Here is a 22761-nt window from a genome sequence, read left to right on the forward strand (position 1 = left end):
CGGCTTGTGCTGGGGCGCGATCGTTTAGAGCGAAAAGCTTCGCGCCAAGGGCGCCGCCCCCACGATTTCCCGTCGGTAGGGCCGAGCCAGTTCGGCCAGCGCAGTCGTCAGAACGACTTGATCATCCGTCCTAACAGTTCCATGGCCTTTTCGCTGCGCTCATTCCAGGGATGGCCGTGGTTCAATCGCGCACAGTTCCGGTAGCGCCGGGTGGCAGAGAAGATCGGCCCGGGCGCCAGGCTGATGCCCTGGGCCAGCGCCAGTTGCAGCAACTGCAGCGAATCGACCTGCTCGGGGAATTCGAACCAGAGAAAATAGCCGCCGCTAGGCCGCGTTACCCGCGTGCTGGCGGGAAAGTGTCTTGCCGCTGAGGCCAGCATCGCGCCTTGCTGCATTTCCAGCGCGTGACGCAGCTTGCGCAGGTGGCGATCGTAACCGCCATGCTGCAGGTAGTCGGCGATGGCGGCTTGCGCAGGCACCGAGGGTGAAATGGTGGTCATCAGCTTGAGCCGACTGATCTGCTCGGCATAACGGCCGCCAGCGACCCAGCCGACCCGGTAGCCCGGCGCCAGGCTTTTGGAAAAGGAGCCACAGTGCATCACCAGGCCGTCGCGGTCATGGCTCTTGACCGGCTTTGGCGGCTCGCGAGTGAAGTAAAGCTCGGCGTAGACGTCGTCTTCGATCAGCGGCACCTGATGGCGCTGCAGCAGTTCATAGAGCTGCTGCTTGCGTGCTTCGCTCATGCTGGCACCCAGCGGGTTCTGCAGGCTGCTCATGAGCCAGCAGGCCTTGATCGGCAGGTTGGCCAGGCTGTCGGCCAGCACCTCGAGGTCGATACCTTCGCGCGGGTGCACTGGAATTTCCACGGCCTTGAGCTTGAGCCGTTCCAGTACCTGCAACGTGGCGTAGAAGGCCGGGGCTTCGATGGCGACCAGGTCGCCCGGCTCGGTCACCACCTGCAGGCAGAGGTTCAAAGCCTCCATGGCGCCGGTGGTGATCACCAGCTCCTCCATCGGCAACATCACCCCACCGACCATGTAGCGCAGCGCAATCTGCCGCAGTAGATCAGGGTTGCCGCTGGTCATCTCGCTGATCACTTCGCGCACCGGCATGTCGCGTACGCTTTGCGCCATCGAGCGTGCCAGGCGTTGCAGCGGGAACAGGTCGGCGCTGGGAAAGGCCGAGCCGAAGGGCACGGTATTCGGATCACGCAGCGAGCCGAGCACCGAGAACACCAGTTCGCTGACGTCTACGTCTGTGGTTTCGGCAGGACGCGGGCTGATATCCGGTTCGTGCAGCGGGCGCTTGGCGTGCTCGCGCACGAAGTAGCCCGAACGTGGTCGCGCCTGGATCAGGCCGCGATCCTCCAGCAGGTAATAGGCCTGGAAAACCGTTGACGGGCTGACACCATAGGTGCGGCTGGCATGGCGCACCGACGGTACCTTCTGCCCGGGTTGCAGCACGCCGGTGCGGATCAGTTCGGCAATTTCGTCGGCAAATTTCTCGTAGCGCTTCATCGGGCTCAGGTTCGGTTCGGGCTGGCAGGTCGTTCTTCAATGACCTGCCAGGCGGTTGCGGCAGCATGCACGATACCGCATGGCGCCATCCTCAGCGGCCAGCCGGCGCCACGAAAGTGCTGTCGGCACGCACCACGCTGGCCGGATCGCTCAGGTCGCGAAGCTCGAAATCCAGCGAGCGGCTCAGGCCCCGGCCAGGCTCACTTTCGACGAGGGCGACGCTGAGCGGCAGGTTGACGATTTCCCCAGGTGCCAGGCTGATCTCGCGCACGCCATGCAACTGGAACGGGCCTTCACCAAGCGACACCGCGTACTGGCGATGCTGCTGGGTCTTGTTGATGACCTTGAGGCTGTACATGTTTTCGATCTGGCCCTGGCTGTTCTCGCGGTACAGGGTGCGGTCCTTGGTGACATCCAGCGATAGCAGCGGCCGCTCGGCCAGTGCCCAGCCGAAGGCACCAATCATCACCAGCAGCGCCGTGGCATAGCCCACCAGGCGCGGGCGCAGCAGGCGGGTCCTGCCGCCCTGCAGAGCGTTTTCGGAGGTGTAGCGCAGCAGGCCGCGCGGGTAGTTCATCTTGTCCATCACCTCGTTGCACACATCGATGCAGGCGCCGCAGCTGATGCAGTCCAGTTGCAAACCGTCGCGAATGTCGATTCCGGTGGGGCAGACCTGCACGCAGAGGGTGCAGTCGATGCAATCACCCAGACCCTGGGCGCGATGGTCAATGTCCTTGCGCCGCGCCCCGCGGTTTTCGCCGCGGCTTGCGTCGTAGGAAACCATCAGCGTATCGGCATCGAACATCACGCTCTGGAAACGGGAATAGGGACACATATGCAGGCAGACCTTCTCGCGCAGCCAGCCGGCGTTGATATAGGTCGCAGCAGTGAAGAAGAACAGCCAGAAACCGGCGGTCAGGCCTGTTTGCAGGGTGAACAGGTCCAGGGCCAGCTCGCGAATGGGGGTGAAATAGCCGACAAAGGTCAGCGCAGTAGCGAGGCTGATGGCGAGCCAGAGTGCGTGCTTGGCCGAGCGGCGCAGCACCTTGGCGGCGGACCAGGGCGCGGCGTCTAGCTTGATCCGCTGGCTACGGTCGCCTTCGGTGACCTTCTCTGACCACATGAACAGCCAGGTCCAGATGCTTTGCGGACAGGCATAGCCGCACCACACCCGCCCGGCCAGTACCGTAATGAAGAACAGGCCGAAGGCGGCAATGATCAGCAACGCCGACAGCAGGATGAAATCCTGCGGCCAGAAGGTCGCGCCGAAGATATGAAATTGCTGCTTGCCGATATCCCAAAGCACTGCCTGGCGGCCTTCCCAGTTCAGCCAGACCGTGCCGAAATAGAGCAGAAACAGAAGCCCTGTGCCAAACAGTCGCAGATTGCGATACAGACCGCTGAAGCTGCGGGTATGAATAGGCCCCCCCGCTTGGGCGGGCGTCAGGCGTATGGGTTTGCTCGGATCAACGCTGTCGATGATCCTGGCAGGAATTCGTTCGGTCATGGCACCACCAAGTCAGGCTTTCAGGCGATGCGAATGATCGGCGGGATACTGTTTGAGTAACAGACTCAGCTGTTTGAGAAAAATACGGATCAGATAGTAGGAAGCTTCACGGTGAGGCAATGCCTGCGCGGCGATCAGCGCTTCACCGTAGGCGCGTAGTTTCATCAAGCTCGCCCGATCCAGAGTAAAGCGTGGCAACAGCTGGGTTGACGGTATAAGCACTGACACCTATTTAGAGCGTTTGCCTTGCTTGTCCCGTATGTTCGCCAGAACGGCAAGATGTTGGTGTCACAGGTATGCTGTACCGGCCCACTTGCTGCTACCACGTGGGTAACTGATACGCATTTTTTGAGCTCAACTGCACCTGTTTGTCAGGATCGCTGCCGGGCCATAGTCCAGCGTTTCGCTGTAACGTAGACGTCAGCCGGCTCGGCTGGCGGTCTTTCTCCGTTCTGTCTGCTTCAAGGAAACTCCCTCAATGATCCTCAAAGGCCTGACCTGGCTGATTGTGCTGCAGTTGCTCGGCAGCGTCGTAAACCTTTTGCTGCTACCGGCGCTGCCCGGTCCCATCATCGGCATGGTGCTGCTGTTTGTCGCTCTGCTGGTTCGTAGGAGCATCCCCGAGTCGCTGGAGAAGACCACTGCGTTGCTGCTGCAGTATCTGCCGCTGCTGCTGATCGTTCCTGCAGCCGGGATCATCACCAGCAGCGAAGCTCTGCTGAATGATCTGCCGGCCATCGCTGTGGGTCTGGTGCTGTCGCTGGTCATCACCGTGCCGTTCTGCGGCTGGCTGATGCAGATGCTGATCCGTCGTATGGAGCGTAAGCAGGAGGACCAGGCATGACGAGCTTTGATCTGGCTACCGTCTGGCGGCTGACGCTGGAGCATCCGCTGTTCTCGGCGGGCCTGACCCTGATCGCCTTCCAATTGGCACTGGCACTCTACCGGCGCAGTGGCTGGCTGGTGCTGCAACCGGTGATGATCGGGATGCTGCTGGTAGTGTCCGTGCTGTATCTGAGCGGCCTGGAATACCAGACCTACCGCGAGGGCGCTTCGATGATCGCCATCCTGGTCGGCCCCGCAACGGTGGCATTGGCGATTCCCCTGTACCGTCATCTGCGACGTATCCGGCAGCTGTTCTGGCCGATCATGATCACGCTGTGCGTCGGCGGCGTTCTTTGTGTGGCGCTGACGCTGGTGATTTCCGGCCTGATGGGTGCAGATATGGCGGTGCTGATGAGCCTGGCGCCCAAAGCGGCAACCATGCCGATAGCCATGCTGGCGGCTGAGCAGATTGGCGGTATCGCCTCGCTGGCAGCGGTTTTCGTGATGCTTACCGGGGTGATCGGAACCGCACTGGGGCCGCTGTTGCTGGGCTGGGCCGGGGTTGATCATCCGGCTGCCCGCGGCTTGAGTTACGGTATGAACGCCCATGCCATCGGTACGGCACGCGCATTGGAGGAGGGCGACGAGTGCGGCGCATTTTCTGCGCTGGGGATGAGCTTCCTGGGCATCCTGATTGCGCTGTTTGTGCCACTGACTTTGGGCTGATCTAGCAGTTAGAACACGTCGTTGCGCATCTGGCGTCAGCTGCGCACTGTCTGCTTATTGGAGGAAGGTCATGTTCGAGCAATTCCAGCGTAGCGAGTGCGAAGTCAACGGCGTGCGTATCGCCTATCGTAAAGGCGGCTCGGGTCCGCCATTGCTGTTGTTGCACGGTTATCCGCAGACGCATTTCATGTGGCATCAGGTGGCCGATCAGCTAGCTGAGCGGTTCACCGTCGTGGCGGCTGATTTGCGCGGCTACGGCGATAGCGGCAAGCGGGAAGGTGGCGGCGATCACGCTGCCTATAGCAAGCGCGAGATGGCGCGAGACCAGGTCGAGCTGATGCGTAGCCTGGGCTTCGTACGCTTTGATGTACTTGCGCACGATCGGGGCGCGCGGGTCAGTCATCGTCTGGCCATGGATCATCCACAAGCGGTACGGCGGATGATTCTGCTCGACATCGCGCCGACGCTGGCCATGTACAGCCAGACAGACGAAACCTTCGCACGTGCCTACTGGCACTGGTTCTTTCTGATCCGCCCTGCACCATTGCCGGAAATGCTGTTGGAAGCCGCGCCTGAGCTGGTGCTGGATTCGGCCGTGGCGACACGTGCTGATCATGCGCATCCGTTCACCCCGGCTGCTTACGCGGAATACCTGCGCTGCATGAAGCTGCCGGGCACCATCCATGCCTTCTGCGAAGACTATCGCGCGAGCGCAGGTATCGATCTTGAGCACGACCGTGAAGACCGCGAAGCCGGGCGCCAAATCGAAGCGCCGCTGCTGGTGCTTTGGGGTGCCAATGGCATTATCGCGCGCTGTTTCGAGCCGTTGGCAGAGTGGCGCAAGGTGGCCCGGAATGTAGAAGGCAGGGCGCTTCCGTGTGGCCATTACATCGCCGAGGAAGTGCCGCAGCTTTTGCTGGATGAAACCCTGGCGTTCCTGAGCTGAACATTTGAGTCATATCGGCTTCTTCGATTGTTTCTACCGATAATATCCAACCATTTTGCAACGGATTGGATGGAAGATAGCTCCATAAGCCGCTCGACATGGCGTCGGGCTGACTGAATCGGAGGCTGCTATCGATGATCGAACACCGTCCACGGAGCCAGCTGGGCAAGGCCAATCATGGCTGGCTCGACACCCATTACCACTTCTCCTTCGCCGATTATCATGACCCGCTGCGTATGCATTGGGGCAGGCTGCGCGTCTGGAACGACGACACCATCGCAGCGCACTCGGGCTTTCCGGCGCACCCGCACCGCGATATGGAAATCATCACCTATGTCCGCAAGGGCGCCATCAGTCACCAGGACAGCCTCGGTAACAGCGGTCGCACTCAGGCAGGCGATGTGCAGGTGATGAGCGCCGGCACCGGGATCACTCATAGCGAGTTCAACCTGGAAGACGAAGCCTGCGAGCTTTTCCAGATATGGATCTATCCTGATCGCAGCGGCCTGCCGCCCAGCTGGGGCACGCGACCGTTTCCGCGTGGCGAGCGCGCCGGTGCCTTCGTGACGCTCGCCAGCGGCATCGAGGGAGATACCGATGCGCTACCGATTCGTGCCAATGCGCGGCTGGTGGCGGCGACACTTTCTGCCGGGCAGGCTGCCCAATACCCGATCGCCGCAGGCCGCAAGGTCTACCTGGTTCCGGCCACTGGGCGAATCGAGATCGGCGACGTCATTGCCAGCCAGGGGGACGGTGTAGCCATACGGGACGAGACGCAGCTGAGCGTCAAGGCGCTGGAGGACAGCGAAGTGGTGCTTGTGGATGTCCTTTGAGCAGGTGTTCCGTCCAACTCAATTCGAAAAAGAGGAAACAGAAATGGCAAAGATTCTAGTGCTCTACCATTCCATGTACGGCCATATAGAGACCATGGCTAACGCCGTCGCCGAAGGTGCGCGTGGCGTTCCAGGTGCTGAAGTGACGGTCAAGCGCGTACCTGAAACGATGCCCGAGGAGATATTTAAGAATGCCGGCGGCAAGACCGACCAGGCAGCGCCAATCGCCAGCCCGAGCGAACTGCCGGACTACGATGCGATCATCTTTGGCACACCCACGCGCTTCGGCAACATGTCCGGGCAGATGCGCAACTTCCTCGATCAGACCGGTGGGCTCTGGGCCAAGGGCGCATTGCATGGCAAGGTCGCCAGCGTCTTTACCTCGACGGGTACCGGCGGTGGCCAGGAAATGACCATCACCTCGACCTGGACCACTCTGGCGCACCACGGAATGATCATCGTGCCGACCGGCTACGGCATCGGCGAGTTCTTTGATATTTCCCAAACCAACGGTGGTACGCCTTATGGGGCTTCGACGATTGCCGGTGGTGATGGGTCGCGCCAGCCTTCTACCAAGGAGCTGACCATCGCCCGATATCAGGGCGAACTGGTGGCCAAAACTGCGCTCAAGCTCAAGGGCTGACCGCCAGAGAGCCCTCGTAGCTGAAGTCACTTGCGCAAGAGCCCGGCACATCCGGCCAGCGGGAGCGGCTTTAGCGCGTGGTCTCTCTCTTCAGGGGCGTGGCCCATTTCCACATGGTTCGGCAACCGCACCGCCTATGGCGCTCGGCTGAATAACGCGAAGCTTATCCGCCCATCTTCCGCCGATGGGCTCGGCACATAAACAAAACAGCCGGCGACGGCAGTGGCTTTAGCTGCGGCGTTTCCCACTTTCTTGCGGGATCAATGCTTGCTTGGCTGAAGCCCCGCGGGCTGCTATCCGTCTGCCCGGCTGATTTGGCGCATACGCTCCAGCACCGCATTCATGCCATTGCTGCGGGACGGTGACAGTTGTCGGGAAAGACCGAGCTGTTCGAACCAGTGTGTAATATCGAGCTGCTGTAGCTGGCCGCTGTCGAGCCCGTTTACACGGACCAGCAACACGGCGAGCAGACCACGCAGCAAGCGTGCTTCGCTAGTAGCGCGAAAGTGCCAGCGGTCGTCCTTTCGCTCGCCGATCAGCCAGACGCGGCTTTCACAGCCGGCGACCTGGGCCGCATCGTTGCATTCTTCCGTGCTCATGGGCTCAAGCTGGTTGCCCCACTGCATCAGCAGTCGTGCACGTTGCTCCCAGCCGGCGGCCTGCTGGAATTCATCCAGAGCGTCGCAGGCTGCTGGAGAAAGATCACTCATTGCAGCAGCTCCAGAGCTCGGTCCATTGCGCTGAAGAAGCGCTGCAAGTCGCCGCCGTCGTTATACAGCCCAAGCGAAACACGAATGGCACCATCGATACCCAGAGTTTTCATTAGCGGCTGGGCGCAGTGGCTGCCGCTGCGCACGGCGATGCCCTGTTCGGTCAACAGATGTGCAAGGTCACCGTGATGAACGCCATCTATGGTGAAGCAGGCCAGCGCTATCGTGGGCTTGCCCAAGAGGCGAAGGCCGGAGTAGGCGCTTAGCCCGCTGAGCAACTGGCTGTGCAGTTTCTGCTCGTGGGCGGCTACGGCTGTGGCGTCCTGCCTGGAGAGATAGTCCAGCGTTGCGCCGAGGCCGATCACGGCGCCAATGGCAGGGGTGCCGGCTTCGAAACCCAACGGCGCAGCGTGGAACTCCGCGTGCTGGTACTCGGCTATCCGCACCATTTCACCGCCGAACTGCCAGTGCTTAAGCTTGAGCAATGACTCGTCCCGGCCATAGAGCACGCCGACGCCCTCCGGCCCGTAAAGCTTGTGGCCGGAAAAGACATAGAAGTCGCAGGCCAGTGCCTGCATATCGTGACGGCCATGCACCACGCCCTGAGCGCCATCGACGATTGTCAGTGCGCCCTGGGTCTTGGCCAGGGAAAGCAATGGCGTCAGCGGCTGCCAGGCGCCGAGAACATTCGACAGCTGACTGACGGCAAGCAGGCGGGTGCGTGAACCAATCAACCGGGAGGCTGATTCAAGATCAATCAGGCCATCTTTATCCAGCGGCAAGACGACCAGCTTCGCCCCCCGGCGCTGTGCCAGCTGCTGCCAGGGCAGCAGATTAGCGTGATGCTCAAGGGCGCTGATGACGATTTCGTCGTCGGGTTGCAGCAGGTGCTCCAGCCCATATGCCAGCAGATTCAGTGCCTCGGTGGCGCCGTGAGTGAAGAGGATCTCGGTTGGGCTCCGGGCATTAAGCCAGTGCGCCACCTTGAGTCGGGCATTCTCGAAAGCGCGTGTCGCACGTTCGGCGGCCTGATGTTGGGCGCGGTGCACATTGGCTGTGCCGCTGGTGTAGTAGCCGGTCAGTGATTCGATCAGTGCCTGAGGCTTTTGCGCGGTTGCCGCGCTATCCAGATAGGTCTGCCCCTGGGCCTCGAGAATGGCCAGGGCAGGGAAGTCGGAACGCCAGGGAGAGCAGAGCATAGCGTTAAGCCTGAGGCAGAAAGCCAAAAGACCAGGTGTGCTGCTTAATGGCCTGGTCTTTCAGCTGCGATCAGTTGTGCGCGTGCAGCGCCTCGTTCAGTTCGATGGCGGATTTGTGGGTTTTGCATTCCACCGCGCCGCTCAGGGAGTTTCGACGGAATAACAGGTCGGACTGACCGGCCAGTTCGCGCGCTTTGACCACCTTGACCAGCTCGCCCTGTTCATCGAGCAGGTTCACCTTGGTGCCGGCGGTAACGTACAGGCCGGACTCCACGGTATTGCGGTCACCCAGCGGAATGCCGATGCCGGCATTGGCGCCGATCAGGCAGCCCTCGCCAACGGAAATAACGATATTGCCGCCACCGGAGAGCGTGCCCATGGTGGAGCAACCGCCGCCCAGGTCCGAACCCTTGCCAACGAAGACGCCTGCGGAAACGCGTCCTTCAATCATGCCGGGGCCTTCGGTGCCGGCATTGAAGTTGACGAAACCTTCGTGCATGACCGTAGTGCCTTCGCCAATATAGGCGCCCAGGCGAATACGTGCAGTGTCGGCGATACGTACGCCGGACGGGACCACGTAGTCGCTCATCTTCGGGAACTTGTCCACCGAATTGACCGCCAGCAAGTTGCCTTTTAGACGAGCCTCAAGCTGACGCTCGGCCAGCTCGGCAAGATCTACCGCACCCTGGTTGGTCCAGGCGACATTGGGCAGCAGAGCGAAGATGCCGGAGAGGTTCAGTGCATGAGGCTTGACCAGGCGGTGCGACAGCAGGTGCAGCTTGAGGTAAGCCTCGGGGGTGGAGGTCGGCTCGCTATCTTCTGCCAGCAGGGTAACCACCAGCGGGCGCTGGCTCTCGGCAAGGCGCGTCAGCAGAGCATGCTGGGCGGCATCCAGTGACTTGATCGCATCGGCCAGTTGAGCGGCTTGCGTGGTGGTGATGGCGATCGCCTGGTTGCCACCCTGGTAGTTCAGCAGCGGTGCAATGGCTGCGAGCAGGTCTGCGGCAGGGTGCAGCAGCGGCTGTGCATAGAAGACTTCAAGCCAGCTGCCCTGGCGGTTCTGGGTGCCGACACCGAAGGCGAGGCTGAAAAGCGAATTGTTCATTAGTGATCCTGTTGTCGGGGCGCATGCGCTCGCGGCGTGCGCTTAGTTCGTCCCGCTCAGCGCGGCAGCATAAGTATCAGGCTTGAAGCCGATCAGCGTCCTGTCACCGAGGTCGAGCACCGGGCGTTTGATCATTGACGGTTGGGCCAGCATCAGTTCTATGGCCTTGGCCTGGTCAAGATCGGCCTTCTGGGACTCGTCGAGCTTGCGGAACGTGGTGCCGGCACGGTTGAGGATGATCTGCCAGCCGTGCTCGTCGCACCAGGCCTGCAGATGAGTACGATCGATGCCGGCACTCTTGTAGTCGTGAAAGTCGTAATTTAGCCCCTGCTGGTCAAGCCAGGTGCGGGCCTTTTTCATGGTGTCGCAGGCCTTGATGCCATACAGACGCAGTTTGTTCTTGTGAGGCATGGAAGAATTTCGCTTTTTACCGTATGGGTGGCGAATTATGGCAGGTTGGCACCCTTGTTGCTACTAAGGTCTAGTGCTTCAACTATGGTCGTACTGCTGGTGGGGCGAACCAGGCGAAACAGCTCCTCACCTTCACGCAGGAGGATCAAGGTCGGCCAGAGTTTGACTCGAAACGAACGACCTAGAGCGCGGCCCGGTCCGTCTTCAATCTTTAAGTGGCGTATATCCCGCTCGGCCATTGCTGCAGCGAGAGGGCCTTGTGCTGCCCGGCAATGGCCGCACCAGTCAGTGCCAAACTCCAGCAGGGTCAGGCCTGGCAACGTGTCTACCTCAGCGCGCGTAGGTGCATGAGACGCATAGGTTGTTTCGAAAGGCATTTGCCGGGCTCCAAGGGGCGAGACGGCTGTAACGAAGGGGCGGAGTGAATAGAAGCAATCGAGGCACTCCATTAGCACGCCTTATTCCAAGCCGCTATTGCCCATTTGGCACGGCGCGCTTGTTCTTAGTCAAAATTTGAAAGCACTTGGGTGGCCAGTCGCTGTGGGAGGCCCTTATAATCGCGCAGATTTCTACATTCCGCGACATAGCGCCGCGCCTTTCAGCTTGATTGGCGTGAATTAAGCCATTGGACTTTTCGCTAGTCGTCGGGGTTCCCAAGTTCTGTAAATCACTGGTTAGGCGGGCCGATGATCAATATAAAACGTGGGCTTGATTTGCCCATTACAGGTGCGCCGGCGCAGCGTATCGAGGCCGCGAGGCCCGTGCGAAGCGTCGCCGTAATAGGGTTTGATTACCCGGGCATGAAGCCAAAAATGGAAGTTCAGGTCGGCGACCGCGTCAAGTTGGGGCAGGTTCTTTTTTCCGACAAGCGTTCGCCTGGGGTTAACTTCACAGCTCCGGGGGCGGGAGTTATCAGTGCCGTCCATCGCGGCGAGAAGCGCGTGCTGCAGTCAGTAGTCATCGATCTGCAAGGCGATGAGGAGCTGACGTTCAGTCAGTATGCTGCTGCTGAGCTAGAGGCGCTCAGCGACACACAGGTGCGAGAAAATCTGCAGCAGTCGGGCCTCTGGACTGCTCTGCGCACCCGGCCCTACAGCCAAGTGCCGGCCATCGATGCCACACCGAGTTCTATTTTCGTTACAGCGATCGATACCCATCCGCTGGCGGCCGATCCGGCTGTGATCATCGGCGAGCAGGCGGCAGATTTCGAAGCCGGACTCAAGGTGCTTGGCAACCTGGCCAAGATCTTCCTGTGCAAGGCCCCGGAAAGCAGCCTGCCGGGTGAAAACCTGGCAAAGGTCCGCACCGAAGCATTTGTTGGCCCGCATCCGGCAGGTCTGGCAGGTACACACATTCACTTCCTTGATCCGGTAAGCGCGAGCAAAAGCGTCTGGAGTATCGGCTATCAGGACGTAATCGCTATCGGCAAGCTGTTCACGACGGGACACATTTCGGTGGAGCGCGTCGTATCCCTGGCCGGTCCAGTGGTGGAAAGCCCGCGTCTGGTACGCACCCGTCTTGGGGCGAACCTGGATGAGCTGAGCGCTGGCGAGCTGCAGCCAGGTTCTAACCGAGTGATTTCCGGCTCGGTGCTGGGCGGACGTACTGCGCATGGCGCTTTTGCCTTCCTGGGTCGTTACCACCAGCAAGTTTCCTGCCTTCGTGAAGGTAAGGAGCGCGAGATGCTGCATTACCTGCGCGCGGGTGCGGAAAAGCATTCGGTGCTGAATATCTTCATTTCCAAGCTCAACGCCGGCAAGAAGTTCGCGTTCTCAACCTCGACCAACGGCAGCCCCCGGGCCATGGTGCCGGTGGGTAACTACGAGGAAGTGATGCCGCTCGACATCCTCCCGACCCAGTTGCTGCGCGCGCTGATCGTCGGCGACACCGAGGTTGCCCAGAAGCTTGGCTGTCTCGAGCTGGACGAAGAGGATCTGGCGCTGTGCACCTATGTCTGCGCCGGCAAATACGAATACGGCCCGATCCTGCGGGACAATCTGACCCGCATCGAGAAGGAGGGGTAAGGCATGGGCATTCGCGCATTCCTCGACAAGATCGAGCACCATTTCGAGAAAGGCGGCAAGTACGAAAAGTGGTACGCACTGTACGAGGCCGCTGATACATTCCTCTACCGCCCTGGTAGTGTCACCAAAACCACTGCTCACGTGCGTGACGGCATCGACCTCAAGCGCATGATGATCACCGTCTGGCTGTGTACCTTTCCGGCGATGTTCTTCGGGATGTGGAACACTGGCTACCAGGCCAACCTGATCTACGCTCAGAGCCCTGACCTGCTGGCAGCTCAGGAAGGTTGGCGTTTTGCGCTGATCGGCGCGCTGGCCGGCTTCGATCCGGGCAGTCTGTGGGACAACTTCATCCAGGGTGCGGCCTACTTCCTGCCGATCTACGCGGTGACCTTCATTGTCGGCGGTTTCTGGGAAGTCCTGTTCGCTTCAATCCGCAAGCATGAGGTCAACGAAGGTTTCTTCGTTACTTCCGTCCTCTTCGCGCTGATCCTGCCGCCAACCATTCCACTGTGGCAGGTTGCGCTGGGCATCAGCTTTGGCGTGGTGATCGGTAAGGAAATCTTCGGCGGCACCGGCAAGAACTTCCTCAACCCGGCTTTGACCGCACGTGCCTTCCTGTTCTTCGCCTATCCGGCGCAGATGTCTGGCGACGCCGTCTGGACTGCGGTCGACGGCTATGCCGGCGCCACCGCTCTGAGCTTGGGCTTTACCGGTGGTATCGAGAATGTCATCGAGGGTGGCATCACCTGGATGGACGCTTTCATCGGCACCATTCATGGCTCGATCGGAGAAACCAGCGCACTGGCCATCTTCATTGGCGGCGCCGTGCTGCTGCTGACCAAGATCGCCTCCTGGCGCATCGTCTCCGGCGTGATGATCGGCATGATCGGCCTGAGCCTGCTGTTCAACCTGATCGGTTCCGATACCAACCCATTGTTCGGCATGCCCTGGTACTGGCACATGGTGGTGGGCGGATTCGCCTTCGGCATGATCTTCATGGCTACCGACCCGGTGTCGGCGTCCATGACCAACACCGGCAAGTGGGTGTTCGGCATCCTGATCGGCGTCATGGTTGTGCTGATTCGGGTGGTCAACCCGGCCTTCCCGGAAGGCATGATGCTGGCCATTCTGTTTGCCAACCTATGTGCGCCGCTGATCGACCACTTCGTTATTAAGGCCAATATCAAGCGGAGGCTGGCACGTAATGTCTAGTCAGAAAGAATCCACCGTTCGCACGCTGACGGTAGCCCTGCTGGTCTGCCTGGTGTGCTCCATCTTCGTGGCAGGTGCCGCGGTGGCACTGCGTCCGACCCAGGAAGAAAACCGTCTGCTGGACAAGCAGCGCAGCATTCTCGCGATCGCCGGTCTGGGAGAGCCGGGTATGTCCGGCAATCAGGTCAAGTCGCTGTTCGATGAGCGTATTGTGGCGCGCCTGGTCGACCTGGAAACCGGCCGGTTCAGCGACGAGTTCGATGCGCGTACCTTTGATCCGCTGGCCGCTGCGAAGGATCCGGAATTGTCCAAGCCGTTGCCTGGCAGCCAAGATATTGCCTCGATCAAGCGTCGCGAGCGTTTCAGCACCGTTTATATCGTTGAAGGCGAGGGCGGCGAAATCGAAACGCTGATTCTGCCTGTCCGCGGCTACGGTTTGTGGTCAACCCTTTATGGCTTCATGGCGGTGGAGGGTGATCTGGATACCGTTGCAGGTTTCGGCTTCTACCAGCACGGTGAGACTCCCGGCCTCGGGGGGGAGATCGACAATCCGAAGTGGCGCGGCCTGTGGCCGGGTAAAGAACTGTTCGACGACAGCAACAAGTTGGCGGTACAGATCGTCAAGGGCAACGTCGATCCGCAAAGCCCGAGAGCTCAGCACCAGGTCGATGGTCTGGCCGGTGCAACCCTCACCACTAACGGCGTCAACAATCTGCTGCATTTCTGGTTGGGTGAGAACGGCTTCGGCACCTTCATCGCCAATCTGCGCACAGGGGAGGCATAAGCATGTCGCAACCCACTATCAAACAAGTTCTGTTTGACCCACTTTTCAATAACAACCCTATCGGGCTGCAGATTCTCGGAATCTGTTCGGCGCTGGCGGTTACCTCCAACCTGAATACTGCCTTGGTGATGTCGGTAGCATTGACCTTGGTTACGGGTTTTTCAAACCTGTTCATCTCGATAATCCGCAGCCAGATCCCGAGCTCGATCCGCATGATCGTGCAAATGGTGATCATCGCTTCGCTGGTTATCCTGGTTGACCAGGTGCTCAAAGCCTTCGCCTACTCGCTGTCCAAGCAGCTTTCGGTATTCGTCGGACTGATCATCACCAACTGCATCGTGATGGGCCGCGCTGAAGCCTTCGCCATGCAGAATCCACCCATGCTGTCGTTCTTCGATGGTATCGGTAATGGTCTGGGTTACAGTGTCATGCTGATCGCGCTTGGCTTCATCCGCGAGCTATTCGGCGCCGGCAAGCTGATGGGCTATACCGTCCTGCCAGCAGTCAACGATGGTGGCTGGTACCTGCCCAACGGCATGATGCTGCTTCCGCCTTCCGCATTCTTCCTTATCGGCCTGTTCATCTGGGCCATTCGTGTCTGGAAGAAGGACCAGATTGAGCAGCCATCCTTCAAGATGGCACCGCAGGTCTCGAACAAGGAGGCTTACTAATGGAGCACTACATTAGTCTGTTCGTCCGAGCCGTGTTCATCGAGAACATGGCGCTGGCGTTCTTCCTCGGCATGTGTACCTTCATCGCGATTTCGAAGAAGGTCGAGACTGCGATTGGCTTGGGTATCGCGGTTATCGTGGTGCAGGCTATCACCGTGCCGGCTAACAACCTGATCTTCGCCTACCTGCTCAAACCAGGTGCGCTGAGCTGGGCCGGTTTGCCGGACGTCGACCTGAGTTTCCTCGGGTTGCTCAGCTACATCGGCGTGATTGCGGCAATCGTGCAGATTCTTGAAATGCTGCTCGATAAATATGTGCCCAGCCTTTACAACGCGCTTGGGGTGTTCCTGCCGCTGATCACCGTGAACTGCGCCATCATGGGTGGCACGCTGTTCATGGTCGAACGTGACTACAACCTCAGCGAGAGCGTGGTGTATGGCGTGGGTTCGGGCCTTTCCTGGGCATTGGCCATCGCCTTGCTGGCAGGTATCCGCGAGAAGTTGAAGTACAGCGATGTCCCGGATGGCCTGCAAGGTCTGGGTATCACCTTCATCACCATCGGCCTGATGTCGCTGGGCTTCATGTCATTCTCTGGCGTACAGCTCTAAGGACGGGATGAACAGATGAGTTACGAAATTTTCCTTGCCATCGGCATGTTCACCGCCATCGTGCTTGCGCTGGTGGTGATCATTCTGGCGGCACGCGCGAAGCTGGTTTCCAGTGGCGATGTCACTATCGAGATCAATGGCGAGCGCAACATTACCGTACCGGCCGGCGGCAAACTGCTGCAGACCCTTGCGGCCAACAACATCTTCCTCTCGTCCGCCTGTGGCGGCGGCGGCACCTGTGCGCAGTGCAAGTGCATCATCAAGAGCGGTGGCGGCGAAATGCTGCCCACCGAGGAATCGCACTTCACTCGTCGCGAGGCGGGGGAGGGCTGGCGTCTATCCTGCCAGGCTCCAGTCAAGGCAGACATGAAGATCGAGGTGCCGGAAGAAGTTTTCGGTGTGAAGAAGTGGGAATGCACGGTGGAGTCCAACCCCAACGTGGCCACCTTCATCAAGGAGTTGACGCTTAAATTGCCGGAAGGCGAAAACGTCGACTTCCGTGCCGGTGGCTACGTCCAGCTGGAGTGTCCGCCGCATGTGGTCCATTACAAGGACTTCGACATCGAGGAAAAATATCGCGGCGACTGGGACAAGTTCAACCAGTGGAAGTACGTATCCAAGGTCGACGAGACCGTGGTTCGTGCCTACTCCATGGCCAACTACCCGGAAGAGAAGGGCATCGTTAAGTTCAACATCCGTATCGCTTCACCGCCGCCAGGTCAGGATCACCTGCCGCCGGGCCAGATGTCGTCCTGGGTGTTCAGCCTCAAGCCGGGCGACAAGGTCACCGTCTACGGGCCCTTCGGTGAATTCTTCGCCAAGGACACCGATGCCGAGATGGTTTTCGTTGGTGGTGGTGCCGGTATGGCGCCGATGCGCTCGCACATCTTCGACCAGCTCAAGCGCCTGAAATCCAAGCGCAAGATAAGCTTCTGGTACGGCGCGCGCTCCATGCGTGAAGCCTTCTATGTCGATCAGTACGATCAGCTGCAGGCCGAGAACGAGAACTTCGAGTGGCACCTGGCATTGTCAGATCCCCAGCCTGAAGATAACTGGGACGGTCCGACCGGGTTCATTCATAACGTGCTGTACGAGAACTATCTCAAGGATCATCCGGCTCCGGAGGATTGCGAGTTCTACATGTGCGGCCCGCCGATGATGAACGCTTCGGTGATCAAGATGCTCACCGATCTCGGGGTCGAACCGGAGAATATCCTGCTCGACGACTTCGGCGGTTAGGATGACAAGGACGCTACATCAGTTCCTCAGCGTCACCGCTTTATTGAAGCCTGTCACGGCTGTCGCTCTGGCGACAGCTCTGGCAGGCTGCCTGTTTCAGGAGCGGGTGGAAGAGTTGTCCGGCCCGACCATGGGCAGCACCTATTCAGTGAAGTACGTGGCGGCTAGCGATGCGGCTCCGAAGAAGCAGTTGCTGGTCGAAATCGAGTCGCTTCTTGAGCGGTTTGACCGGCAGCTGTCGACTTACCGTGCCGATTCGGATATCTCAGTTTTCAATGCCTTGCCCGCTGGTCAGTGCATGCCTATGCCCGACTCGGCACGCGAGCTGGTGCTGGCTGGACAGCAATTGTCGCAGGAAAGCGACGGTGCTCTGGATCTCACTATTGGTCCGCTACTCGACCTCTGGGGCTTCGGTCCACAGGGGCGACGGGAGCAAATGCCTTCGGCCGAGGAAGTCGCCAAGGTGCGGCAGTCTGTTGGTCATCAGCATGTGCGGGTCGAAGATGAGCAGCTGTGCAAGGATGCGGCCGTCCAGATTGATTTCAACAGCATCGCCGCGGGCTATGCAGTGGATCTGGTCGCGCAGCGGCTTGAAGCGCTAGGGGTAGAAAGCTATCTGGTGGAAATCACCGGAGAGCTCAAGGCAAAGGGACGTAAGCCAGGTGACGAACCTTGGCGCATTGCCATCGAGGCGCCTCGGGTCAATGAGCGTGTGGCTCAGCAGGTGCTGGAGCTCGATGGTTACGGGGTTTCTACTTCAGGCGACTACCGAAATTATTTCGAGCGCGACGGCAGGCGTTACTCGCACACGCTGGACCCAGCGACCGGTACGCCCATTGAACATTCGCTGGCCGCAGTTACGGTTGTTGATCCGTCGACATTACGTGCCGATGGGTTGTCTACTTTGTTAATGGTGCTCGGTCCGGAGCGCGGACAGGCGTTTGCTGCCGAGCATGGTATTGCAGCGCTCTTTGTGGTTCATGAAGAGCAGGAATTCGTCACTACAAGCACTGCAGCTTTTGACGAGCTGTTCGGTGCGGGAGTAGAGCAATGATTTGGTTGGCTGCTTTTCTTGTCATGCTGCTGGTGGTATTCGGCATGTCTATCGGAGTCATCATGGGGCGTAAGCCCATCGCGGGCTCTTGCGGTGGTATTGCCAATCTGGGGATCGAAAAGGAATGCTCGATCTGTGGCGGCAGTCGTGAGAAATGTGAAGAGGTGAACGCCGGCAAGGATGAGCGTGCCGCTCTTGCCTACGATGCGACCAAGAACTGACGGCGGCAGGTCCAAAGTAAAGCTTGTTTAAGCGGTAGTGTTTGCTGCCGCGTGTCCAGGGGGGTATATGGCTGTCTACAACTACGATGTGGTAATTCTGGGTTCAGGTCCCGCAGGCGAAGGCGCCGCAATGAATGCGGTCAAGGCCGGACGCAAGGTGGCCGTGGTGGATAGCCGGCCGAAAGTAGGCGGCAACTCGACCCACCTGGGCACCATTCCGTCGAAGGCACTGCGCCACTCGGTGCGGCAGATCATGCAGTACAACAACAACCCGCTGTTCCGCCAGATTGGCGAGCCGCGCTGGTTCTCCTTCCCTGATGTGCTGAAAAGTGCCGAAGACGTGATCGAAAAACAGGTCACCTCACGCACCGGCTATTACGCTCGCAACCGCATCGACATCTTTTTCGGTGTGGCCAGCTTCTCCGATGAGCAATCGGTCGAAGTAGTCAGCGCCAACGGCATGGTCGAGCGTCTGGTGGCTACCCAATTCATCATCGCCACAGGTTCGCGTCCCTATCGCCCAGCCGACATCGATTTCTCGCATTCGCGCATCTACGACAGCGACACCATCCTGACCCTGAGCCACACGCCCCGTCGCCTGATCATTTACGGAGCCGGTGTGATTGGTTGTGAATACGCGTCGATTTTCAGCGGTCTGGGTGTGTTGGTCGACCTGATCGATAACCGCGACCAGTTGCTCAGCTTCCTGGATGATGAGATTTCCGACGCTCTCAGTTATCACCTGCGCAGCAATAACGTGTTGGTGCGGCACAACGAGGAATACGAGCGCGTAGAAGGGCTGGACAACGGAGTGATCCTGCACCTGAAGTCTGGCAAGAAGATCAAGGCCGACGCTTTCCTCTGGTGCAATGGCCGCACGGGCAACACGGACCGGCTGGGGCTGGAGAACATCGGCCTGAAGGTTAACAGCCGCGGCCAGATCCACGTCGATGAGTATTACCGCACCGATGTTGGCAACATCTACGCAGCTGGTGACGTCATCGGTTGGCCGTCACTGGCCAGTGCCGCCTATGACCAGGGGCGCTCTGCTGCGGGCAGCATCGTTGACAACGACAGCTGGCGTTTTGTTGATGATGTACCTACCGGCATTTACACAATTCCCGAGATCAGCTCCATCGGGAAGACCGAGCGCGAACTGACCCAGGCCAAAGTACCGTATGAAGTGGGCAAGGCCTTCTTCAAGGGCATGGCGCGTGCGCAGATTTCGTCGGAAAAGACCGGCATGCTGAAGATCCTCTTCCATCGTGAGACCCTGCAAGTGCTTGGCGTGCACTGCTTCGGCTATCAGGCATCGGAGATCGTGCATATCGGCCAGGCAATCATGAACCAGCCGGGCGAAGCCAATACCATCAAATACTTCATCAACACCACCTTCAACTATCCGACCATGGCGGAAGCCTATCGGGTGGCGGCGTTCGACGGGCTCAATCGGCTTTTTTGAGCGGCTCCGACCTGTGGCCTGAGGCGGTCGGAGAAGACACCCGAAACTGGCGCTGGCCGAATCGGGAGGGCTTCTGATCAGGCAGGAGTAGCTGAAGCCCCGGGCTTCCAGCTTAAAGTTTGGCCAGGGTTTCTACTGCCAGCCCGGGGAAGTCAGTGATGATGCTGTCGACCCCGAAGTCTGCAAGACGGCGCATCAGGGCAGGATCGTTCACGGTCCAGACGGAAACATGCAGCCCCTGCGCCTGGGCCTTGGCGATGCGCTCGGGGGTGCATAGGGTCCATTTCAGGACCAGCAACTGACAGTCGTACTGCTTGGCTACTTTCAGCGGGTCGAGCCAGGCGTACTCGGCTACCAGGCCGCAGGCGAGTTCCGGCGTCAGACGCTTCAACGCGCGCAGTACCTCCCGCGAGCCGGACGTTACGGTGATGCGCTCCGACAGGTCGTACTGCTCGGCCAATGCCTTGATTGCCAGCACCGTGCGTGCGGCCCGTACCCGCGAAGCACTTTTGACTTCCAGCTGCCAGTGCTCGAAATCGCATTTCTCGAACAGCTCGGATAGTCGCGGAATGGGGCAGGGCTGCTTCCAGCCCGGCCCGCCGTGACGGGCGTCATAGCGCACCAGTTCGGCGGCATCATGTTCCACTACCTTGCCGCGCCGACCAGTGGTGCGCTTGAGGGTCGGGTCGTGGATGACCATCAGCTCGCTGTCCTTGGACAGGTGAAGGTCAAGTTCGCAGCGGCGTACGCCGTGGGAAAGGCATTGCTGGAAGCTCGCCAAGGTGTTCTCCGGAGCTTCACCCTTGGCGCCGCGATGGCCATAGATCAGGGTCACGGTTGTGCGTCTCTTTCCAATGAACTGGCGCGTTGATGATGTATCACGCTGTTGATCACGCGGTTGCCTTCGAAATACACCGAGAACGTCCGGTAATCCCAGCGGGTGATGGGAGGCTGGCCGACTGCGGGATGCTCCTCATCGGCCAGGCCGAAGCGCTCGAGTACTTGAGTCTTGGTTGCTCCCCGGCTGGGCGTGGCGATATCGCCAGCACCCTGCTGGCCGACAGGAATGCGAATGACATCTCCCTGCGCAGGGAGACTGAGGGCGAGCAGCAGAGAAGGTATGAGCAGAGGGTGCATGTCAAGTTCCTTGCAGATTTTCACGGGCCAGGCGTCGTTCCGTCGCCTGTTTCTGCAGGATATGTCGCGCGAGCAATTGCCGTTGTGCATCAGTCAACGCTTCGAAGGCAGTGCTGACAGCAAATTGCCCATCATCCCGCGCAACGCAGCTGACCACGCGGGCTTTCAGCATCATGCCTAGTCCCTGGGGCATCAGCACTATCTTGAGGGTCCAGATGGAATCTAGCGCAAGCGGCTGGTCGTGGATGAAATTGAGTCCACCTTCGGACAGGCCGACTTCGCGCGTAGGACCAATGTCCTTTACCAGGCCCTGGGCCAGTGCCTGGCCCAGCAGATCTATACGCCTATTCTGTACCTTCAGGTAATTGGCCAGCGTGCGGTTCTGCTCGCTGATCTGGCGCAACAGGTATTGAGCTTCGAAGTCCATCTGGTGCAGTTCGCCAAGCAGGTCGAACAGTCGGCTGGGACTCTCGCCTGCGCTAACCCCCTGGCCTTCGAGGGGGAGGATTTCCAGTGCGATCATGTCCTCGATACGATAGTATTCGCGGCGATCTTCAGTGTCTTCTATGGACATGTTGGTCCCTGGGCTGCAGTAATGGCTTGAGTGTATCAGGCCGCCTGAGTACGTCATTCAGCTTGTTATTTTCCCGCCAGCGAAAGCGAACCCATCGATTTATGTTCAGACCGCTGCCCGTTTATATCGGAGCGCGCTACACCAGCGCCAGGCGTCGTGGCCTCTTCGTTTCCTTCATCTCCTTCACCTCGATGATCGGACTTGCACTGGGCGTGCTGGTGATGATCGTCGTGCTTTCGGTGATGAACGGCTTTGATCACGAAATGCGCACCCGCGTGCTGGGGATGGTGCCGCACGCGACCGTCGAAAGCCCGGTGCCCATCAATCAGTGGCAAAAACTGGGGCAGCGTTTGACCGAGCACCCGCAAGTGGAGGCAGTGGCGCCCTTTATTCAGATGCAGGGGCTACTGACCCATCGCGGGCAGGTCACCAAGATATTGATCAATGCAGTGGAGCCCGAGCTTGAGCCGCAGGTATCGATCATTGACCGGTTCTTCCGGGAAGGGTCGCTGGCGGAACTTGCGCCAGGTGAGTTCGGCATCGTCATTGGTGATCGGGCGGCGGCCCGGCTCGGGGTGGGAGTTGGCGACAAAATCACCTTCGTCGCGCCCGAAGTGACAGTCACGCCGGCAGGCGTGTTTCCGCGGATGAAGCGCTTTACCGTACAGGGCATCTTCCATGTAGGCGCTGGCGAGATCGATGGTTACGTAGCCATGGCCAATATCACCGACATGGCTCGCTTGCAGCGTTGGAAAACCGATCAGGTGCAGGGTCTGCGGCTGCGTTTCGACGACCTGTTCCAGGCCCCGGCCATTGCCGCCGTGCTGGCCAGGGAACTGGGTGAAGATTTCTATTCCCGTGACTGGACTCGTACCCACGGCAATCTCTACCAGGCGATCCGCATGGAAAAGGCGATGATCGGCCTGTTGTTGCTGCTAATCGTTGCGGTGGCGGCATTCAATATCATCTCGACGCTGGTCATGGTGGTTACCGACAAGCGTGGGGATATCGCCATCCTGCGTACTCTCGGCGCAACCCCACGGCAGATTATGGCGACCTTTATGGTGCAGGGAACGATCATTGGTGTGGTCGGGACCTTGGTCGGCGCCTTGCTCGGGATTTTCGCGGCACGCAATGTAAGCGACTGGATCGCCGCCCTGGAGCGGCTGATCGGGCACCGGTTTCTCAACGCCGATGTGTATTTCATCGACTACCTGCCGTCGCGGCTGATGGCTGCCGATGTGATCCAGGTTTGCGTCGCGGCGTTGGTCCTGAGCTTTCTCGCCACCCTTTACCCGGCCTGGCGCGCGGCCCGTACCCAGCCGGCGGAGGCGCTACGTTATGAGTGAG

General features: G+C 59.6%; 26 protein-coding genes. 15 read left to right on the forward strand and 11 right to left on the reverse strand.

Features of this window, described 5'->3' with window-relative positions:
- Positions 1–107 precede the first annotated feature (107 nt).
- The 3 genes from mapR to BN1079_RS17670 form a co-directional block, all read right to left on the reverse strand.
- The gene (gene mapR, locus BN1079_RS00345) at positions 108–1517 is read right to left on the reverse strand and encodes a GntR family transcriptional regulator MpaR (RefSeq protein WP_037021515.1); all 1410 of its coding nucleotides are present in this window, start codon (positions 1515–1517) and stop codon (positions 108–110) included.
- A 91-nt stretch (positions 1518–1608) separates the two neighbouring features.
- A complete protein-coding gene (gene ccoG / locus BN1079_RS00350; RefSeq protein WP_037021516.1) occupies positions 1609–3024 on the reverse strand; it encodes a cytochrome c oxidase accessory protein CcoG in 1416 nt (471 codons plus the stop codon).
- A gap of 12 nt (positions 3025–3036) precedes the next feature.
- Entirely contained in the window at positions 3037–3189 is a 153-nt protein-coding gene (locus tag BN1079_RS17670) for a hypothetical protein (RefSeq protein WP_171819272.1), read from the reverse strand.
- A 313-nt stretch (positions 3190–3502) separates the two neighbouring features.
- Here BN1079_RS17670 and BN1079_RS00355 point away from each other — a divergent pair, with 313 nt between their 5' ends.
- From BN1079_RS00355 to wrbA, 5 genes are all read left to right on the forward strand, one after another.
- Complete coding sequence (locus BN1079_RS00355) at positions 3503–3868, forward strand: CidA/LrgA family protein (protein WP_037021517.1); 366 nt, start codon at positions 3503–3505, stop codon at positions 3866–3868.
- The gene (locus BN1079_RS00360; RefSeq protein ID WP_037021523.1) at positions 3865–4575 is read left to right on the forward strand and encodes an LrgB family protein; all 711 of its coding nucleotides are present in this window, start codon (positions 3865–3867) and stop codon (positions 4573–4575) included. Before BN1079_RS00355 ends, BN1079_RS00360 begins: the two co-directional genes overlap by 4 nt.
- Positions 4576–4645: 70 nt before the next feature.
- Positions 4646–5521, forward strand: coding sequence for an alpha/beta fold hydrolase (locus BN1079_RS00365; RefSeq protein WP_037021524.1), 876 nt, complete (start codon positions 4646–4648; stop codon positions 5519–5521).
- Between the two features lie 134 nt (positions 5522–5655).
- A complete protein-coding gene (locus BN1079_RS00370) occupies positions 5656–6354 on the forward strand; it encodes a pirin family protein (RefSeq protein WP_037021525.1) in 699 nt (232 codons plus the stop codon).
- Between the two features lie 43 nt (positions 6355–6397).
- Positions 6398–6997 carry an NAD(P)H:quinone oxidoreductase gene (wrbA, locus tag BN1079_RS00375; protein ID WP_037026525.1) on the forward strand — a complete coding sequence of 200 codons (600 nt, stop codon included), beginning with the start codon at positions 6398–6400 and terminating at the stop codon, positions 6995–6997.
- 293 nt (positions 6998–7290) lie between these two features.
- Here the strand turns inward: wrbA and BN1079_RS00380 are convergent, their stop codons facing one another.
- The 5 genes from BN1079_RS00380 to BN1079_RS00400 all read right to left on the reverse strand — a co-directional run bounded on the left by BN1079_RS00380 (position 7291) and on the right by BN1079_RS00400 (position 10799).
- Positions 7291–7707, reverse strand: a complete 417-nt coding sequence (locus tag BN1079_RS00380; RefSeq protein ID WP_037021526.1) for a SufE family protein — start codon at positions 7705–7707, stop codon at positions 7291–7293.
- The gene (locus BN1079_RS00385; protein WP_037021527.1) at positions 7704–8906 is read right to left on the reverse strand and encodes an aminotransferase class V-fold PLP-dependent enzyme; all 1203 of its coding nucleotides are present in this window, start codon (positions 8904–8906) and stop codon (positions 7704–7706) included. Before BN1079_RS00385 ends, BN1079_RS00380 begins: the two co-directional genes overlap by 4 nt.
- Before the next feature lie 70 nt (positions 8907–8976).
- Complete coding sequence (gene dapD / locus BN1079_RS00390) at positions 8977–10011, reverse strand: 2,3,4,5-tetrahydropyridine-2,6-dicarboxylate N-succinyltransferase (protein WP_037021528.1); 1035 nt, start codon at positions 10009–10011, stop codon at positions 8977–8979.
- Positions 10012–10053: 42 nt separating this feature from the next.
- Positions 10054–10422, reverse strand: a complete 369-nt coding sequence (locus BN1079_RS00395; protein WP_037021529.1) for an ArsC family reductase — start codon at positions 10420–10422, stop codon at positions 10054–10056.
- A gap of 35 nt (positions 10423–10457) precedes the next feature.
- Positions 10458–10799 (reverse strand): thioredoxin family protein, encoded by a 342-nt coding sequence (locus tag BN1079_RS00400; RefSeq protein WP_037026526.1) that lies wholly within the window; start codon positions 10797–10799, stop codon positions 10458–10460.
- A gap of 309 nt (positions 10800–11108) precedes the next feature.
- Between BN1079_RS00400 and BN1079_RS00405 the strand changes: the two genes are divergently transcribed.
- From BN1079_RS00405 to sthA, 9 genes are all read left to right on the forward strand, one after another.
- On the forward strand, positions 11109–12446 hold the full coding sequence (locus tag BN1079_RS00405) for a Na(+)-translocating NADH-quinone reductase subunit A (RefSeq protein ID WP_037021530.1): 1338 nt from the start codon (positions 11109–11111) through the stop codon (positions 12444–12446).
- Between the two features lie 3 nt (positions 12447–12449).
- Complete coding sequence (locus BN1079_RS00410; protein WP_037021531.1) at positions 12450–13661, forward strand: NADH:ubiquinone reductase (Na(+)-transporting) subunit B; 1212 nt, start codon at positions 12450–12452, stop codon at positions 13659–13661.
- On the forward strand, positions 13654–14445 hold the full coding sequence (locus tag BN1079_RS00415; RefSeq protein WP_037021532.1) for a Na(+)-translocating NADH-quinone reductase subunit C: 792 nt from the start codon (positions 13654–13656) through the stop codon (positions 14443–14445). The genes BN1079_RS00410 and BN1079_RS00415 overlap by 8 nt, the downstream gene beginning before the upstream one ends.
- Complete coding sequence (locus tag BN1079_RS00420; protein ID WP_171819312.1) at positions 14442–15116, forward strand: NADH:ubiquinone reductase (Na(+)-transporting) subunit D; 675 nt, start codon at positions 14442–14444, stop codon at positions 15114–15116. Before BN1079_RS00415 ends, BN1079_RS00420 begins: the two co-directional genes overlap by 4 nt.
- Entirely contained in the window at positions 15116–15724 is a 609-nt protein-coding gene (gene nqrE / locus BN1079_RS00425) for an NADH:ubiquinone reductase (Na(+)-transporting) subunit E (RefSeq protein WP_037021535.1), read from the forward strand. The genes BN1079_RS00420 and nqrE overlap by 1 nt, the downstream gene beginning before the upstream one ends.
- 15 nt (positions 15725–15739) lie before the next feature.
- Complete coding sequence (gene nqrF, locus BN1079_RS00430) at positions 15740–16963, forward strand: NADH:ubiquinone reductase (Na(+)-transporting) subunit F (RefSeq protein ID WP_037021536.1); 1224 nt, start codon at positions 15740–15742, stop codon at positions 16961–16963.
- Positions 16964–17093: 130 nt separating this feature from the next.
- A complete protein-coding gene (locus BN1079_RS00435; RefSeq protein WP_037021537.1) occupies positions 17094–18017 on the forward strand; it encodes an FAD:protein FMN transferase in 924 nt (307 codons plus the stop codon).
- Positions 18014–18238, forward strand: a complete 225-nt coding sequence (nqrM, locus tag BN1079_RS00440; RefSeq protein ID WP_037021538.1) for a (Na+)-NQR maturation NqrM — start codon at positions 18014–18016, stop codon at positions 18236–18238. The genes BN1079_RS00435 and nqrM overlap by 4 nt, the downstream gene beginning before the upstream one ends.
- 67 nt (positions 18239–18305) lie before the next feature.
- Positions 18306–19700, forward strand: a complete 1395-nt coding sequence (gene sthA / locus BN1079_RS00445) for a Si-specific NAD(P)(+) transhydrogenase (RefSeq protein WP_037021539.1) — start codon at positions 18306–18308, stop codon at positions 19698–19700.
- Between the two features lie 112 nt (positions 19701–19812).
- On the opposite strand, the gene BN1079_RS00450 is transcribed toward sthA, so the two are convergent.
- Genes BN1079_RS00450 through BN1079_RS00460 form a run of 3 tightly spaced genes read right to left on the reverse strand, consistent with a single transcriptional unit; the run spans position 19813 to position 21411 of the window.
- Positions 19813–20535, reverse strand: coding sequence for a glycerophosphodiester phosphodiesterase (locus BN1079_RS00450; protein ID WP_037021541.1), 723 nt, complete (start codon positions 20533–20535; stop codon positions 19813–19815).
- The gene (locus tag BN1079_RS00455; RefSeq protein WP_037021543.1) at positions 20532–20837 is read right to left on the reverse strand and encodes a hypothetical protein; all 306 of its coding nucleotides are present in this window, start codon (positions 20835–20837) and stop codon (positions 20532–20534) included. Before BN1079_RS00455 ends, BN1079_RS00450 begins: the two co-directional genes overlap by 4 nt.
- 1 nt (position 20838) lies before the next feature.
- On the reverse strand, positions 20839–21411 hold the full coding sequence (locus BN1079_RS00460; protein WP_037021545.1) for a PilZ domain-containing protein: 573 nt from the start codon (positions 21409–21411) through the stop codon (positions 20839–20841).
- A gap of 101 nt (positions 21412–21512) precedes the next feature.
- Between BN1079_RS00460 and BN1079_RS00465 the strand changes: the two genes are divergently transcribed.
- Positions 21513–22760, forward strand: a complete 1248-nt coding sequence (locus tag BN1079_RS00465) for a lipoprotein-releasing ABC transporter permease subunit (RefSeq protein ID WP_037021547.1) — start codon at positions 21513–21515, stop codon at positions 22758–22760.
- The last annotated feature ends 1 nt before the right edge of the window (position 22761 follow it).

The organism is Pseudomonas saudiphocaensis (assembly GCF_000756775.1).
GTDB classification, from domain to species: Bacteria; Pseudomonadota; Gammaproteobacteria; order Pseudomonadales; family Pseudomonadaceae; genus Stutzerimonas; species Stutzerimonas saudiphocaensis.